Below are 15,278 nucleotides of genomic sequence, written 5' to 3' on the forward strand. Positions count from 1 at the left end.
GGCACGTGAGATGACTTTTCGAGCCCATCGTTTTACGGCATACGGGTCCGCATTACTGCTGGCCTTCGGATCGCTGACGGTGGTGTCGGCACCCACAGCGGGTGCCGCGCCGCCGGCCCCGGAACTCTGCGGGCCCGGCTCCGCGATCAACTTTGACCGTTCGGATTTCCAGGCATGGCCGCGGATCGATAACAAGTGGTTCCCGCTCAAGCCCGGCATGCAGTACACGACGACGGGGACCGTGACCTCTGCCGAAGGGACCAGCACACGCACCGTCGTCCATACTGTCACCGGGCTGACCAAGGTAATTGACGGCGTCAAGACCCGTGTCCTGTGGGACCGCGACTACTCGGACGGCGAACTGGTGGAATCCGAGCTGGCCTTCTTTGCGCAGACTGGAAAGGGAACGGTCTGGCTCTTCGGCGAATATCCGGAGGAATACGAAAACGGCGAGTTCGTTGGTGCGCCCAGCACTTTCATCAGCGGGCTTGCCAAGGCCCGGGCCGGCATCGCCATGCAGGCCAGGCCCCGGACAGGCACGCCGGACTATGTCCAGGCTTATGCACCCAAGGTTGACTTCCTTGACTGCGGGACAGTGTTCCAGAAAAACCAGCGCGTTTGCGTCCCGACTGGCTGCTACGACGATGTACTGGTGATCGATGAATATAACCCGCTGGAACCGCCTGAGGCAGGCCACCAGCGGAAGTTCTACTCAGCCGGAACAGGGCTGGTGAAAGTCACCGCCGTCGGCGGTCCCGACCAGGAATTCATGGACCTGGTGAAAGTGAAGAAGCTGGGCGCCGCGCAGTTCGCGGCCGTCAACACCCAAGCGCTGGAACTGGATGAGCGGGCATACTCGGTCAGCAGAAGCGTCTATGCGAAGACACCGCCGGCTGAACTCGACGGACCCTGACCACCGTGCTGGCGGAGGGTCGGTGACTGAAAGTTCCCGACCCGCAGAAGAAGAGGGAGGGCGGCACTCCTCGGCCACCCTCCCTCTTCTTTGCTGTACGCCGCCCGGTCCGTGGCGCTTTAGCGGACGTCCTCGTCGACCCAATCCATGGACTTTGTGACTGCCTTCCTCCACAGGCGCAACTGGCGGTCCTGTTCGGCCTGGTCCAGCTTCGGTTCCCACCTCTTGTCCTCGGACCAGTTGGACGAGAGCTCGCCGAGGTCCTTCCAGAAGCCGACGGCGAGGCCCGCAGCGTAGGCGGCACCGAGCGCAGTGGTTTCCACTACCTTCGGCCGGATCACCGGAACGCCCAGGATGTCCGCCTGGAACTGCATCAGAGCGTCGTTGGCCACCATGCCGCCGTCGACCTTCAGCTCAGTGAGCGGAACGCCGGAGTCAGCATTGACTGCGTCCAGTACCTCGCGGGTCTGGAAAGCCGTGGCCTCCAACGCCGCCCGGGCGATGTGGTTCTTGTTGACGAACCGGGTGAGGCCGACGATGGCGCCGCGGGCGTCCGAACGCCAGTACGGGGCAAAGAGCCCCGAGAAGGCCGGAACAATGTAGACGCCGCCGTTGTCCTCAACGGCCGCCGCCAGCGTTTCCACTTCCGCAGCGCTGCTGATCATGCCGAGATTGTCACGGAGCCATTGAATCAGGGAACCGGTGACGGCAATGGAGCCTTCCAGCGCGTAGTGCGTTGGGGCATCGCCGAGCTTGTACCCGACCGTGGTGAGCAGGCCGTTCTTCGAGTGGACGATCTCTTCGCCGGTGTTGAAGATGAGGAAGCATCCGGTGCCGTAGGTGTTTTTGGCTTCACCGGCCTCGAACGCCGCCTGCCCGAACGTGGCAGCCTGCTGGTCACCCAGGATGCCTGAAACGGGAACTTCGCGCAGCAGCTGGGAGGTGTGCACGGTGCCGTAGACCTCGGAGGAGGACTTGATGGCAGGCATCATGCTCAGCGGCACGCCGAAGATGCCCAGGATTTCCTCGTCCCAGCTCAGCGTGTCGAGGTCCATGAACAGCGTGCGGGAGGCGTTGGTGACGTCGGTGACGTGCACGCCGCCGTCCACGCCGCCGGTCAGGTTCCAGAGGACCCAGGCGTCGGTGTTGCCGAAGATCAGTTCACCGGCTTCCGCTTTGGCCCGGGCGCCGTCGACGTTGTCCAGGATCCACTTGATCTTCGTGCCGGAGAAATAGGTGGCCAGGGGTAGCCCTACCTTTTGCTTGAACCGCTCCGGGCCGCCGTCCTTGGACAGCTCATCAACGATGTCCTGGGTCCGTGTATCCTGCCAGACAATCGCGTTATAGATGGCCTCGCCGGTGGTCTTGTCCCAGACAACCGCTGTCTCGCGCTGGTTGGTAATTCCGACGGCGGCAATATCGTGCCGGGTCAGGTTCGCCTTGGAGAGGGCGGACGCGATCACTTCGCGGGTGTTGTTCCAGATCTCGGCAGGGTTGTGCTCTACCCAGCCCGCCTGCGGGAAGATCTGCTCGTGCTCCATCTGGCCCGAGGAAACGATGTTGCCGCTGTGGTCAAAGATGATGGCGCGGGAACTGGTGGTGCCCTGGTCGATGGCGATTACGTATTGGTTCATGGTGACGTCCTTGTCTGTATTTTTGTGTGTGTTTGAAAATGGTTACTAGCCGGCGACGGCAGGCATGATCGCGGGAACCCAGAACGCCACCAGGCCGGCAAGGCTACCGCCGACCAACGGCCCTACGACGGGGATCCAGGAGTAGGCCCAGTCACTGGAACCCTTGCCCTTGATGGGCAGGATTGCGTGGGCGATGCGGGGCCCGAGGTCGCGGGCCGGATTAATGGCATAACCCGTGGGTCCACCCAGGGATACGCCGATGCCCACCACGAGCAGTGCCACCGCCAGCGGCCCAAGGCCCGAGGGCGTCCCGCCGAACGTCAGGATGACGAAGACCAGGACAAACGTGCCGATGATTTCCGTGAGCAGGTTCCAGGGCGTGGAGCGGATGGCCGGACCGGTGGAAAACGTCGCCAGCTTGTTGGCTTCCACGGGTTCGGCATCGAAGTGCTGCTTGTATGCGACCCAGCAAAGGACAGCACCCAGGAAGGCGCCGAGCAGTTCGCCACCGAAGTAGGTGAACGTGGACGCGACATCCACCGGGACGTCCGGAGCATACTCCTTGCCGCCCTTAACCAGTAGGCCCAGCGTGACGGCCGGATTGAGGTGGGCGCCGGATTTGGCGGCAACGAAAACACCCGCGAAGACGGCGATCCCCCACCCCCAGGTCACCATCAGGAACCCGCCGCTGTTGCCTTTTGTGCCCTTCAGGGCAACGTTGGCCACGACACCGCAACCCAGCAGGGTGAGCATCGCCGTTCCGAAGACTTCGGAAAGAAAAACAATTCCAAGAGACATCATTGACTCCTCTATTTTCTATTTTGCGGTCCTTCGCGGGTTGAAGGACCGTTGAACCGGAGCGCTTTGACGCCCCGGCTGCAGCCTGGTCTGCCTAGGCGACCAGGCTGTGGATCTGTACGCGGTGGAATCGCTCCAGTACTTCCCGCGCATGCTTGATCTCGTCGGCCTTGGCTGTGGCATCCCAGCCCAGCGGGGCGGACAGGACGTCCGCAACCTCGACAAGAAGTTCTCCGGTGACAAGTCCACGGAAGGCGAGCGACGTACGCCTGATCAGGACATCGATGAGGTGCCCGATCTGCTCGTTCCGGGCCATAAACTCCAGCTCACGGACGCTGAGTTCACGGGTGGAACGGAGCAACCTGTCCGGGCCGGCATCAAGGTAGCGGATCACGTCGTCAGCCCTCGTGCCGTAGCGGGTCAGCAGGACGGCGGAGCGGTCCGCGTCCCGGCCGGCACCCATATGAGCCTTGATCCATTTCTGGACTCCGGCGTCATCCTCGGGGAAGCCGGCGCCGCCTCCGATGGCGAGTTTCGCCGTCGAGACCTTCCGTTCCATCCCCAGCTCGGCAAGCACATCATTTGCCATGTGCTCGGCCAGAGCCCGGAAAGTGGTCCACTTACCGCCCACCAGGCTGAGTACGACGGCGGTTCCTGCGCCGGGTGCCTCGGCAGCCGGGGTGCGCCGTTCAATCCGGTAGTCGCGCGAGACAAACCCCGGCTGGGTGGCGTCGTGGCGTGGCAGCGGGCGGACGCCGGAGAACGTGTAGACGATCTGGTCACGCTGCACGGTGATGTCCGGGAAGACGTGGCCGATCAGGTTGAAGAAGTACTCGATCTCCTCATCCGTGCACACTGCGTCCTGCGTCATGTCGGCAAGAACGTCAGTGGTTCCCACCAGGACCCGGTCGCCCATGGGATAGATGAGGACGATCCGGCCGTCCGTGTGCTCAAAGAAGATCTCCCGGCCTTTGCAGGCCTCGAGCAGGACCGGGTGGTCCAGCACAATGTGCGATCCCTTCGTGCCGCCCATAAAGGCCGACGCCGCCCCCATGGCTTCGTTGGTCAGGTCCACCCAGGCGCCGGTGGTGTTGACGATGACGTCCGCGGTGAAATCAAACAGCTCGCCAGTCAGTTCGTCGCGGAGCTGGACCGTGGTGCCGGACTGTGCGGCAGCCCCGCCGAGCGAATGGAGTGCGAGGTAGTTGCTCGCCCGTGCTGTTGAGCTTTCCGGTCCGCCGCTGCCTTGCCCCGCTTTTTCGCCGTCCTGGAGCACATCGAGCGTAAGGCGCTCGGGGTTGTGGACCGAGGCGTCGAAATAGGTGGCTGCGTATTTGATGCCGGGATGCAGCTGCGGCAGCTCGGCGAGGGCACGCTTGCGTCCGCGGAACTGGTGGCGCTGCACGGAGCCGCCGTCCCGGGAGAACGAGTCGTACATACTCAGGCCCAGTTTGATCAGGAAGGCGCCGCGCTCTTTGGGCTTGCCCTGCTGCTTGTGCGTGAGGAACCGCAACGGTGCGGACAGGACGCCGGAAAAAGTGCTGAAGATCGGGATGGTGGTCTGGAGGGGCTTCACATAATGCGGCGCGATCCGCAGGAGGCGGTTGCGTTCCACCACGGATTCGCGGACGAGGCGGAATTCCCCGTTTTCCAGGTAACGGATGCCGCCGTGAATCATATGGGAGGACGCGCCGCTGGCACCCTGGCAGTAATCGCCACGCTCCACCAGGGCCACGTCCACTCCCTGCAGGGCGAGGTCCCGGAAGGTTCCCACGCCGTTGATGCCACCGCCGATGATCAACACCTTGGCGTGCGGACGATTCCGCAGACCCTGCACCGATGCGCGCGGCACGGTGCTGTGGGCGGGCGTGGCTCCGCTGTGGCCGAATGTATGTTTGAGTCCCAACACTGCTCCTTGGGTTTATTGGCGTGCGGGCATCCGCCGGATGCACCGTCGTTCTTCAACTATTGTTTGGAGTAATGGAAAATGGAGTCAAGCACTATGCACAAACGTGCAGAATGGAGTCCGAATGACGCTCTCCCGGCACTCAGATGCGCTTCGGGCTGCACAGATGTATTACCTCCAGGACCTGACGATGGACGCGATCGCCCGGGAACTGCGGACGTCCCGGTCCACGGTTTCCCGGCTTCTGTCGGCCGCCAGGGACACAGGCCTGGTCCAGATCCAGATCCGCAACCCGCTGGATACGGGTCCCGAACTCGAAAGCATGATCCGTCGCGAGTACAACGTGGACGTGCACGTTGTTCCGGTGCTGGAGTCATTGAACGAGGCGGAAACCCTGGACCGCGTGGCCATTCAGGCGGCCCGCACCATCGGCCCGCTGGTGGACTCCAATGCGATCATCGGCGTCGCGTGGGGTTCAACGCTCAGTGCGGTCAGCAGGCACCTCACGCGCAAGATCACGCACGATACCGTGGTGGTCCAGTTGAACGGCGCCGGCAACATGCACACCACCGGTATCACCTATGCGAGTGACATCATGCGCCGCTTCGGAAGTGCCTACGGCGCCCGCGTGGAGCAGTTCCCTGTTCCCGCATTCTTCGACCATGCAGCCACCAAAACCGCCATGTGGAATGAGCGCAGCGTGCAGCGCATCCTGGACCTGCAGGCCCGGATGAGCATCGCCATCTTCGGTGTTGGATCCGTGGACGCGGACTACCCGAGCCACGTCTACGCGGGTGGCTACCTGGACGAAAGCGACCTCAAGATGCTGGCCCATTCAGATGTGGTGGGTGACGTTGCCACGGTCTTTTTTCGGCGTAACGGATCCTCTGACGGTATCGTCCTGAACGAACGCTCCACGGGTCCGGCACTCTCCCAGCTGCGCCAGGTCCGGCGGCGGATCTGCGTGATTTCCGGGGCATCCAAGATCAACGGCCTGCGGGGCGCCCTCTCCGCTGGCCTTGCCACCGACCTGATCGTGGATGAAGCCACCGCGCGCCGCCTGGTGGGCTTTGGCGGTGTCGCCTGGCCCAATGGGTAAAGTCAATGCTATGAAAACCTCACCCCGGCTCGGCCTCAACAACGGTGTGCAGATCGACCAGTTGGGATTCGGGCTGTACAAAGTTCCGGCAGCGGAAGCATCCGGCCTGGTGGCCACGGCCCTCGGCACCGGATACCGCCACTTTGACACGGCAGCGATGTACGGCAACGAAACCGGCGTGGCGCGGGGGCTCGGCCCCGCCATGGATTCCGAAGGCAGAAGCGGCGGCTCCGGGGAATCCTCGCCCGGCCTGCGGCGCGAGGACGTATTTATCACCACGAAGGTCTGGAACGATGACCAGGGGTACGACTCAACCCTCCGTGCCTTCGATACCTCCATGGTCAACCTCGGCCTGGACTACGTGGACATGTACCTGATCCACTGGCCCTGCGCCAAGCGGGATCTGTTCACCGACACATACCGCGCCCTCGAAACGTTGTACCGCGAAGGCAAAGTCCGCGCCATCGGCGTCTGCAACTTCCAGCCCGCGCACCTGGACCAGCTGCTCGAGAGCGCCGAAGTGGTGCCCGCCGTGAACCAGATTGAACTGCACCCGTGGCTCCAGCAGGCGGAGCTGAGGGACAAACACCACGCCCTGGGCATCCGGACGGAAGCCTGGAGCCCCCTGGCGCGCGGACACGTACTGTTGGATCCCGTGGTCCTGGCCCTGGCCGCCGAACACGGCAGGACAGCGGCCCAGATCATTCTTCGGTGGCACATCCAGCTGGGGAACATCGCCATTCCGAAGGCAAGCTCCGAGTCGCGGATCAGGGAAAACCTGGACGTCTTTGGCTTTGAACTTTCAGACCGCGACATGGCAGCCCTTGCCGAGCTTGACCGCGGTCAGCGCACGGGATCCCACCCCGACAACGTCAACTAGGACCGAGGGTCATGAAAACCGCCGATCAACAGCCATCCCCTGCGTCCTCGTTCTTCAGCGCCGGGCTGGCGGCCCGCACCCGGGCCGCCGACATCGTGATTAACGGCACCGCCGTGGCGTACTGGACCTACGAACCCGTCCAGCCCACACCTGACACCCGCACCATCCTGGTCATCCACGGTTTCCGCGGCGATCACCACGGCCTGCTCCGGGTGGCCGACCAGTTGCCGGAAATGCGCATCATCATGCCGGACCTGCCAGGGTTCGGCAGCTCGGCCGCGTTCGCCTCCGGGAAACATTCGGTGGAGCAGTACGGCACCTTTGTCACCGACTTTATGGCGGCGCTCGGCCTCGGCCCGGACACCGTGCTGTTGGGGCACTCCTTCGGCTCGATCGTCGCCGCCCATTTTGTCGCCACCCACCCGGGTACCGTCACACCGCTGATCCTGATCAACCCCATCGCCACGCCTGCCCTGGAAGGCCCCAAGGGCATCATGACCAAGCTGGCCGTCCTCTACTACCGGCTGGCGGCCCGGCTCCCCCGCCCGCTGGGACTGGCACTGCTGCGCAGTCCGCTGATTGTCAGGGTCATGAGCGAGGCCATGGCCAAGACGGCCGACACAGAGCTGCGCCGCTTCATCCACGGCCAGCACCATGCCTACTTCAGCGCTTTCGCTAACCGGGAAAGCCTCCTCGAATCGTTCACGGCGTCGGTCAGCGGCCATGTGGCCGAGGTTGCCGGGAAGCTGAGCCTGCCGGTGCTCCTGGTCGCCGGCGAAAAAGACGAGATTGCCACCCTGCCGGACCAGCACCGTCTCGCCGCGCTCCTCCCCGACGGCGTCCTCAAAGTCATTCCCGGCGTCGGCCACCTGATCCACTACGAAACGCCCGGCCCCGCCGCCGGCTTCATCCGCAGCTTCCTTAAGGACCACCCCGCGTGAAGATTGTCATCGATGCACGATTCACCCGGACCGATCATCACGACGGCATCAGCCGTTACGGAGCCAGCCTCATCGCCGCCACGGCAAAGGTGGCCGACGTTTCCATGCTTATCAGCGACACGCGCCAACTGGCGCTGCTCCCGGATGTTCCGTACACGTTGATCAACAGTCCGCTGTCCCCGCTGGAGCTGTTCGTGGCCCGCAGGATCAACCCGCTGGGGGCAGACGTTGTGGTGTGCCCCATGCAGACCATGGGCAGCTGGGGGCGCAAGTACGGCCTGGTCCTGACCCTGCACGACCTCATCTACTACGAGCACCCTGCGCCCCCGGGATTCCTGCCGGCACCCGTCCGCGTGCTCTGGCGGCTCTACCACAAGGCGTTCTGGCCGCAGCGCGTCCTCCTCAACCGGGCGGACACCGTGGCCACCATCAGCCGGACCACGGAAGCGCTGATGGCCAAGTACCGGCTCACCAAAAGGCCCGTGCGGATCATCAGCAACGCCCCGCAGCCCGCCCAGGAACCGCGTGATCCTGCTGCCGGGGCGGACCATTCGCTGGTGTACATGGGCTCGTTTATGCCCTACAAAAACGTTGAAACAATGGTGGCCGGCATGTCCGAGCTGCCAGATTTCACCCTGCACCTGCTGAGCAGGATCACCTCCGAGCGCCGGGCCGAGCTGGAGATCATGGTGCCGCCGGGTGCCACGGTGGTCTTCCACAACGGGGTCACCGATGACGAATATGCCGTCCTGCTCATGCGGGCCACTGGACTGGTGAGCCTCTCCCGCGCCGAAGGCTACGGTCTTCCGCTGGTGGAGGCCATGGCCCTCGGCACGCCGGTCATCGCCAGCGACATCCCGATTTTCCGCGAGGTGGGCGGCGACGCGGCAACCTACGTTGATCCCGCATCCCCGGCAGAGTTCGCCGCGGCCGTGCAGAAACTGCGGGACGACGCCCACTGGCGGCAGGTGTCCCGCCGTTCCGTGGCACGTGCGCAGGAGTTCAGCTGGGACGAATCCGCGCAGCAGCTGGTGGACGTGGCCCACGACATCATGGCGCGGCGCAGCCGTTGACTGATGCCGCCAAAGGAAGCCGCTAGAGGACGTCCACGCCGTCCAGCCTGACCTGGACCGGTTCCGTGGTCCTCTTGGCGGCGGCCGCAGCCTTTGTTGCACGTAACACCCGGGTGACAGTGGCTGCCTGCCCGTACGCGAAGAACAGCAGGGTCCGGGCGTTCTCCCCTGCCCCCTCGGCACCCCCGGCTCCCCCGGCGGCCGCTGGACCGGTGAGGAACAGTGGCGCCGGTCCTGCGGTCCGCAGCGTCACACCCGTGGCGGCCAGCTCCTTCTCCACGGTCCCGGAAAAATGTGCGACGGCGGCCCGGGGGCCGGTGACCGAGGCAATCCTGACCGCCGGCGGCAGCTGGAGTTCCATCCGGAGTTCCAGCTCGCGCCGGGAGTACCCGGCCGGGTCCCACCGCAGCAACGCGCCAACAGCAACACTTTCCGTCGCGGTGATGACCACCAGTCCGCCGTCGGACGCCGGGCGCACCAACGCCGCGGCGTTGAACCAGCGGCGCACCGTGTCTTCCCCGGCGCGGAGGTTCTCCCGGCGGAGCAGGGAGTCACCGTCCAGGAGCAGCGCCGCAGCATAACCACCTTCCGCCACGGGCTCGGCCCCGACGGTGGCCACCACCAAAGCCTTGGCGCTGCCAACGCCGGCCTTGATGTTGCCGCCCGAGGACGTAATGACGGTTTTTCCGGGAAATGCCCTGCCCAGCTCTTCGGCTGTGCGCAGGACGCCGGTGGCGCCCTTACGGAGCTTGTGCCCCGAGCAATGGGCACACTGCCACTCCGGTGCCGGCGTGGAACACCAGCGGCATTGCGGGACCGCAGAGCTGCCGGTGGCTCCGGCCAGGGCAAGGGGACCCTGGCAGGCCTGGCAGCGGGCGGGTTCGCGGCACGTCTCACAGACGAGCGACGGCGCGTAGCCGGCGCGGGCCACCTGCACCAGGACGGGCCCACGTTCCAGCCCGTCCTTGGCAGCCCGCCACGCGGCACCGGGAAGCCGCGCAACAAGGGCCAGGGGGTCGCGTTCCTGCTCGAAGCTGTCCGCCGTGTTCAGCACCCGGGGCACGGTCCGTCGTGCGAACGCCCGATCGGCCTCAACGGGCATGGCCCAGCCGGCCTCCACCAGCCGCTGGAGTTCCGCGCTCCTGGAATGACCGGCCATGAGGCAGGCGGTGCCTTCCTGGTCCGCGCGCAGCAGCAGCACGTCGCGGGCATGGGCGTACGGGGCACGCTGTTCGATGTGGAGGTCATCGCCGTCGTCCCAGCAGGCAACAAGGCCCAGATCCCGGACCGGGGCAAACGCTGCCGAGCGCGTGCCGATGGCTACGCGCGCGGACCCGGCAAGGAGGCGCAGGAAGTTCCGGTAGCGGGGAGTGGGCCCGTCGTCGGATGTCAGGCGGGCGATATCGTCGGCGGGCAGCACCGCCAGGAGCGCATTTTCCAGCTGGTCCAGGTCCCGGTAGTCCGGCACCACCACCACGGCGCCGCGGCCGGAGGCACGGACTGCTGCCACGGCCGTTGCCAAAAGGTGCGGCCAAGCTGCCGGGCCGAATCCCTGGAGCGGGTTGAAGACCGCCCGTGGGGATCCGCCGTCCCGCAGGTGGCGGACAAATGCCGGGCCGTTGCGGTAACCGGCCCAGTCTGCTTCAGTCCCGGCAGGGACGTCCTGGCCGGTCAAAGCCCCGGCGTCGGCCAGCGGGTCCGGTGACGCCGGCTCTGCTACCGGCAACGAGAGGAAGTCCTTCTCGAGCCTCGCCATGCGCGGAGGCACCGCGACGCGAAGGACGTCACTGACCGTGCCTGCATACCGGGCCGCGACGGCGGACACCAGATCCCGGACAGCCGGCGTCAGGACGACGACGGGAGAGACCACCTTCTGCAGGGGCACCAGGGTGTGGCCGGCGTCGGATTCTTCAGTCCGTTCAATGATGAACCCGGACAGGTCCTGGCCGTTGAAGCTGACCTTTACCCGGACGCCGGCCTGTGCGGCCCCGTCCAGTTCGGCCGGCACGCTGTAGTCGAAGGGCCGGTCCAGATGCGGCAGCGGCGTCTCCACGAGGACCCTGGCCACCGGAAGGTGCGCGGCCAGCGGGGGCCCGGACGGCCTGGCCTTCGCCGGGAAGCCCTGCAGCAGCGACAACTGGACGGCGCCGGGAGGGACAGACTCATCAGAGGCCATGGCGGACTGGCCTACGCGTTGAAGAAGGCCTTCAGGTCCTCCACCCGGTCCAGGCGCTCCCAGGTGAAGTCGGGATCGTCACGGCCGAAGTGTCCGTGCGCGGCGGTCTTGGCGTAGATGGGACGCTTGAGGTCCAGGGCATCGATGATGGCACGCGGGCGGAGGTCGAAGATCTCCGCGATGGCGGCGCTGATCCTGGCCGGGTCCACCGTCTCGGTGCCGAAGGTCTCGACGTACGTGCCCACGGGGCGGGCCTGGCCGATGGCGTAGGCAATCTGGATCTCGGCGCGCTTTGCCAGTCCGGCCGCCACGACGTTCTTGGCAACCCAGCGCATGGCGTAGGCAGCGGAACGGTCCACCTTGGAGGGGTCCTTGCCCGAGAAGGCGCCGCCCCCGTGGCGGGCCATGCCGCCGTAGGTGTCCACAATGATCTTGCGTCCGGTCAGGCCGGCGTCACCGACGGGCCCGCCGATGACAAACTCACCGGCCGGGTTCAGGATGTTGGCAGCCCGGGAAATGTCCAGGTTGGCTGCAGCCAGGACGGGCTCAATAACAAAGGAGGCGAGGTCGGCGCGCAGCCGGTCCAGGCTGGTGCCTGCGGCGTGCTGGCTGGAGATGACGACGGTTTCGACGGAAACCGGGACGTCCTTGTCGTAGCCGATAGTGACCTGGGTCTTGCCGTCGGGGCGGAGGTAAGAGAGTTCGCCGGACTTGCGCACCTCGGTGAGGCGTTCGGACAGGCGGTGCGCGATCCAGATCGGCACCGGCATGTAGGACGGGGTTTCGTCGCTCGCGTACCCGAACATCAGGCCCTGGTCGCCGGCGCCCTGGAGGTCGTAGTCGTCCTCCTGGCGGCCTTCGCGGGCTTCGAGGGAGTTGAAGACACCCCCGGCGATGTCGTTGGACTGCTGTCCGATGGAGACGGAGACGCCGCAGCGGGCACCATCAAACCCGTTGGCTGAGGAGTCGTAGCCGATGCCGAGGATGGTTTCCCGGACGATCTGCGGGATTTCGACGTAGGCGTCGGTAGTGACCTCGCCGGCAACATGGACCAGGCCGGTGGTGGCCATGGTCTCCACGGCGACGCGGGACTCGGGATCCGCGGCGAGCAGTGCATCCAGGATGGCGTCACTGATCTGGTCGCAGATCTTGTCCGGATGGCCTTCAGTGACCGACTCGGACGTGAAGAGCCGGAGGGCGGAGGGCGTGGCCCCGTGGGTGTGGGGAATGTGCAGCGGTAAAGTCACTCAACTACCTTACTGGTTGGGAATCGGACGTCCGGCGGCGTGTGTCCCCGTGCTAAGGAAACAGTGCGTGGCTTTCGGTCAGGAGCGTGGCGAAACGTGGTTCAGCTCATAGCCGATCCGCGTGATGACGGCGGCCGAAACCTCTGTTTTGGTTCCGGCGGCCAGTTGTGGTTCGGCGCCGGAGCGGGCAAGGATGACTACCGAGTTGCTGTCCTGGCCAAAGACCTTGTCCGATCCCACATGATTGACCACCAGGAGATCGCAGCCCTTGCGCTTGAGCTTTGCCTCCGCGTAGGTCAGGACGTCGCCTTGGCCGTCACCGGTCTCTGCTGCGAAGCCCACTATCAGCTGGCTGCGGCGGCTGGCCTGGTTATCGGGAGCGTGGTCCCGGACCTCGACCAGTTCCTGGAGGATGTCCGGGTTCCGGACCAGGGAAATGACGGGGTCCGCGGTGTCATCACGTTTTTTGATCTTCGTGCCGGAGATCTCCGCGGGGCGGAAGTCCGCCACGGCCGCAGCCATGATCACGACGTCGGAATCCGCCGCGGCTGCCAGCATGGCCTCGCGCAACTCCAGGGCGGTCTCAACGGTCACTACGTCGACCCCGGTCGGCGCCGGGACCTCCAAATGGGCGGCGACCAGGCGGACCGTGGCACCCGCATTGCGGGCAGCGACGGCCAGCGCCACGCCCTGCTTACCGGAGGAGCGGTTGCCCAGGAAACGGACGGGGTCCAGCGGTTCCCGGGTTCCGCCTGCACTGACTGTGACGGTCCGGCCGGCCAGCGGAAGCTGGTAATCGGACTGGCCCTGGGCAAGTGCCATGGCGGCGTCGAAGATTGCTTCGGGCTCAGGCAGGCGGCCGGGACCGGAGTCCGTGCCGGTGAGCCGGCCGCTGGCCGGTTCGAGGACCGCGATGCCCCTGCTTCGCAGCGTTTCAACGTTGGCGCGGGTGGCGGCGTGCAGCCACATCTCCGTGTGCATGGCGGGGGCAAAGAGTACCGGGCCGCTGGCCATGAGCAGCGTGTTGGTGAGGAGGTCGTTGGCCTGTCCGGTGGCCGCGCGCGCCAGCAGGTCCGCGGTCGCGGGTGCCACCACAATGAGGTCGGCCTCATGGCCAAGCCTGACGTGGTTGACCTGGTGCACGTCGTCGAAGACGCTGTTGCTGACCGGGTTCCCGGACAGTGCCTCCCACGTGGCGACACCCACAAAGCGGGTGGCTGCCTCAGTGGGAATCACCGTGACATTGTGGCCGGCTTCAGTAAAAAGCCGGAGGAGCGATGCGACCTTGTAGGCCGCAATCCCTCCCCCGACTCCGAGGACTATGCGCACGTGACCTCCGTCAACAGGGCAGTCTGAACTTACTCTGCGGCTTCGATCGGCGTGGAAACGAGCTTGCCTTCGTTGATTTCGCGCAGGGCGATGGACAGCGACTTCTCGTTCAGCTTGGTGTCGACCAGGGGGCCGACGTACTCGAACAGGCCCTCGTGCAGCTGGGCGTAGTAAGCGTTGATCTGACGTGCACGCTTGGCACCGAAGATCACCAGGCCGTACTTGGAATCAGCTGCCTTAAGCAGTGAGTCGATCGGCGGGTTGATGATGCCTTCAAGGTTCGTGGACACGAATTCTCCAAATTCTAACGGGCTGGCTGGTACCGGCTACTAGTGCGGGTGCGGGGTCAGCCCCATGAGTGAAACAAGCTCGTCCGCTGCCCGGCGAACGTCATCATTGATGACGGTGTGGTTAAACTCCGGTTCAGCGGCAAGTTCCAGTTTAGCTGTTTCTAGCCGCTGCTGCTGCTCCTGCTCAGTTTCCGTGCCGCGACCCACCAGTCGTCGGACCATTTCGTCCCAGCTGGGCGGCGCCAGGAACACAAACTGGGCGTCAGGAACGGCCTGCTTGACCTGGCGTGCACCCTGCAGATCGATCTCCAGCAGGACGGACCTGCCGGCGGCGATGGCCTCGTCCACGGAACTCCGCAGGGTGCCGTAGGTGTTCTGGCCGTGGACTACGGCCCACTCCAGGAACTCGCCGGCTGCAACGAGCGACTCGAACTCTTCCTTGGACTTGAAGAAGTAGTGGACGCCATCCTGCTCACCGGGCCGCGGAGCGCGGGTGGTGGCCGATACGGAAAGCCAGACTTCGGGGTAGTTATCCCGGATATAGGTGGACACGGTGCCTTTGCCAACAGCCGTCGGACCAGCGAGGACTGTCAGTCCCGGTTTCTTGCTCACGTATTCCTTTGCGGCGGAGTTTGGGGTCGGGCGCCTCTAGGAACGCCCTATTTCTCGTCTATAAAATCTACCAGCGCCTGGCGCTGGTGAATGCCCAGCCCGCGGAGCCGGCGGGAGGCCGCTATGCCCAACTGCTCCATAATGGCTGCAGCCCTGACTTTTCCAATGCCCGGCAGGGCCTCCAACAGCTCCACTACCCGCATCCGGGCTAGGGCGTCATCCGCGGCGGCGGCGCCTATGAGGTCCGCTGCCGACGTCTTGCCGTTCTTGAGGCGCTCTTTCGCGGCCGCCCTGGTGGCCCGCGCGGCGGCCGCCTTGTTCAGGGCCGCCGCGCGTTCCGAAGGAGATAAGGGTCGCAGGCTCATGGAGGACACCCCCGG

At 65.2% G+C, this 15,278-nt stretch carries 14 protein-coding genes; 5 read left to right on the forward strand and 9 right to left on the reverse strand.

Annotated elements, in window-relative coordinates:
• Positions 1 to 10: 10 nt before the first annotated feature.
• Positions 11 to 913: a hypothetical protein gene (locus ACVWY0_RS09915; protein WP_485836548.1), complete on the forward strand. Its 903-nt coding sequence runs from the start codon at positions 11 to 13 to the stop codon at positions 911 to 913.
• Positions 914 to 1,032: 119 nt separating this feature from the next.
• Here ACVWY0_RS09915 and glpK read toward each other — a convergent pair whose 3' ends face one another.
• From glpK to ACVWY0_RS09930, 3 genes are all read right to left on the reverse strand, one after another.
• Positions 1,033 to 2,547 (reverse strand): glycerol kinase GlpK, encoded by a 1,515-nt coding sequence (gene glpK / locus ACVWY0_RS09920; RefSeq protein WP_485836549.1) that lies wholly within the window; start codon positions 2,545 to 2,547, stop codon positions 1,033 to 1,035.
• A gap of 45 nt (positions 2,548 to 2,592) precedes the next feature.
• Positions 2,593 to 3,345, reverse strand: coding sequence for an MIP/aquaporin family protein (locus tag ACVWY0_RS09925; RefSeq protein ID WP_485836605.1), 753 nt, complete (start codon positions 3,343 to 3,345; stop codon positions 2,593 to 2,595).
• A gap of 94 nt (positions 3,346 to 3,439) precedes the next feature.
• A complete protein-coding gene (locus ACVWY0_RS09930) occupies positions 3,440 to 5,251 on the reverse strand; it encodes a glycerol-3-phosphate dehydrogenase/oxidase (protein ID WP_485836550.1) in 1,812 nt (603 codons plus the stop codon).
• Between the two features lie 124 nt (positions 5,252 to 5,375).
• On the opposite strand from ACVWY0_RS09930, the gene ACVWY0_RS09935 reads away from it, so the two are divergent.
• Genes ACVWY0_RS09935 through ACVWY0_RS09950 form a run of 4 tightly spaced genes read left to right on the forward strand, consistent with a single transcriptional unit; the run spans position 5,376 to position 9,244 of the window.
• Positions 5,376 to 6,350, forward strand: a complete 975-nt coding sequence (locus ACVWY0_RS09935; protein ID WP_485836551.1) for a sugar-binding transcriptional regulator — start codon at positions 5,376 to 5,378, stop codon at positions 6,348 to 6,350.
• A 10-nt stretch (positions 6,351 to 6,360) separates the two neighbouring features.
• Positions 6,361 to 7,230 (forward strand): aldo/keto reductase, encoded by an 870-nt coding sequence (locus tag ACVWY0_RS09940; RefSeq protein WP_485836552.1) that lies wholly within the window; start codon positions 6,361 to 6,363, stop codon positions 7,228 to 7,230.
• A gap of 11 nt (positions 7,231 to 7,241) precedes the next feature.
• A complete protein-coding gene (locus tag ACVWY0_RS09945) occupies positions 7,242 to 8,171 on the forward strand; it encodes an alpha/beta fold hydrolase (protein WP_485836553.1) in 930 nt (309 codons plus the stop codon).
• Positions 8,168 to 9,244, forward strand: coding sequence for a glycosyltransferase family 4 protein (locus tag ACVWY0_RS09950; RefSeq protein ID WP_485836554.1), 1,077 nt, complete (start codon positions 8,168 to 8,170; stop codon positions 9,242 to 9,244). The genes ACVWY0_RS09945 and ACVWY0_RS09950 overlap by 4 nt, the downstream gene beginning before the upstream one ends.
• 22 nt (positions 9,245 to 9,266) lie before the next feature.
• Here the strand turns inward: ACVWY0_RS09950 and ACVWY0_RS09955 are convergent, their stop codons facing one another.
• From ACVWY0_RS09955 to mihF, 6 genes are all read right to left on the reverse strand, one after another.
• The gene (locus ACVWY0_RS09955) at positions 9,267 to 11,420 is read right to left on the reverse strand and encodes a primosomal protein N' (protein ID WP_485836555.1); all 2,154 of its coding nucleotides are present in this window, start codon (positions 11,418 to 11,420) and stop codon (positions 9,267 to 9,269) included.
• Between the two features lie 11 nt (positions 11,421 to 11,431).
• Positions 11,432 to 12,667, reverse strand: a complete 1,236-nt coding sequence (gene metK / locus ACVWY0_RS09960) for a methionine adenosyltransferase (protein ID WP_485836556.1) — start codon at positions 12,665 to 12,667, stop codon at positions 11,432 to 11,434.
• Positions 12,668 to 12,745: 78 nt separating this feature from the next.
• On the reverse strand, positions 12,746 to 13,996 hold the full coding sequence (coaBC, locus tag ACVWY0_RS09965) for a bifunctional phosphopantothenoylcysteine decarboxylase/phosphopantothenate--cysteine ligase CoaBC (RefSeq protein ID WP_485836557.1): 1,251 nt from the start codon (positions 13,994 to 13,996) through the stop codon (positions 12,746 to 12,748).
• A 29-nt stretch (positions 13,997 to 14,025) separates the two neighbouring features.
• Positions 14,026 to 14,286 (reverse strand): DNA-directed RNA polymerase subunit omega, encoded by a 261-nt coding sequence (gene rpoZ / locus ACVWY0_RS09970; protein ID WP_056340218.1) that lies wholly within the window; start codon positions 14,284 to 14,286, stop codon positions 14,026 to 14,028.
• 39 nt (positions 14,287 to 14,325) lie between these two features.
• Positions 14,326 to 14,898, reverse strand: a complete 573-nt coding sequence (gmk, locus tag ACVWY0_RS09975; RefSeq protein ID WP_058932377.1) for a guanylate kinase — start codon at positions 14,896 to 14,898, stop codon at positions 14,326 to 14,328.
• 47 nt (positions 14,899 to 14,945) lie between these two features.
• Entirely contained in the window at positions 14,946 to 15,263 is a 318-nt protein-coding gene (gene mihF / locus ACVWY0_RS09980; RefSeq protein ID WP_485836558.1) for an integration host factor, actinobacterial type, read from the reverse strand.
• Positions 15,264 to 15,278: the final 15 nt, after the last annotated feature.

It is taken from the genome of Arthrobacter sp. UYNi723 (genome assembly GCF_054057635.1).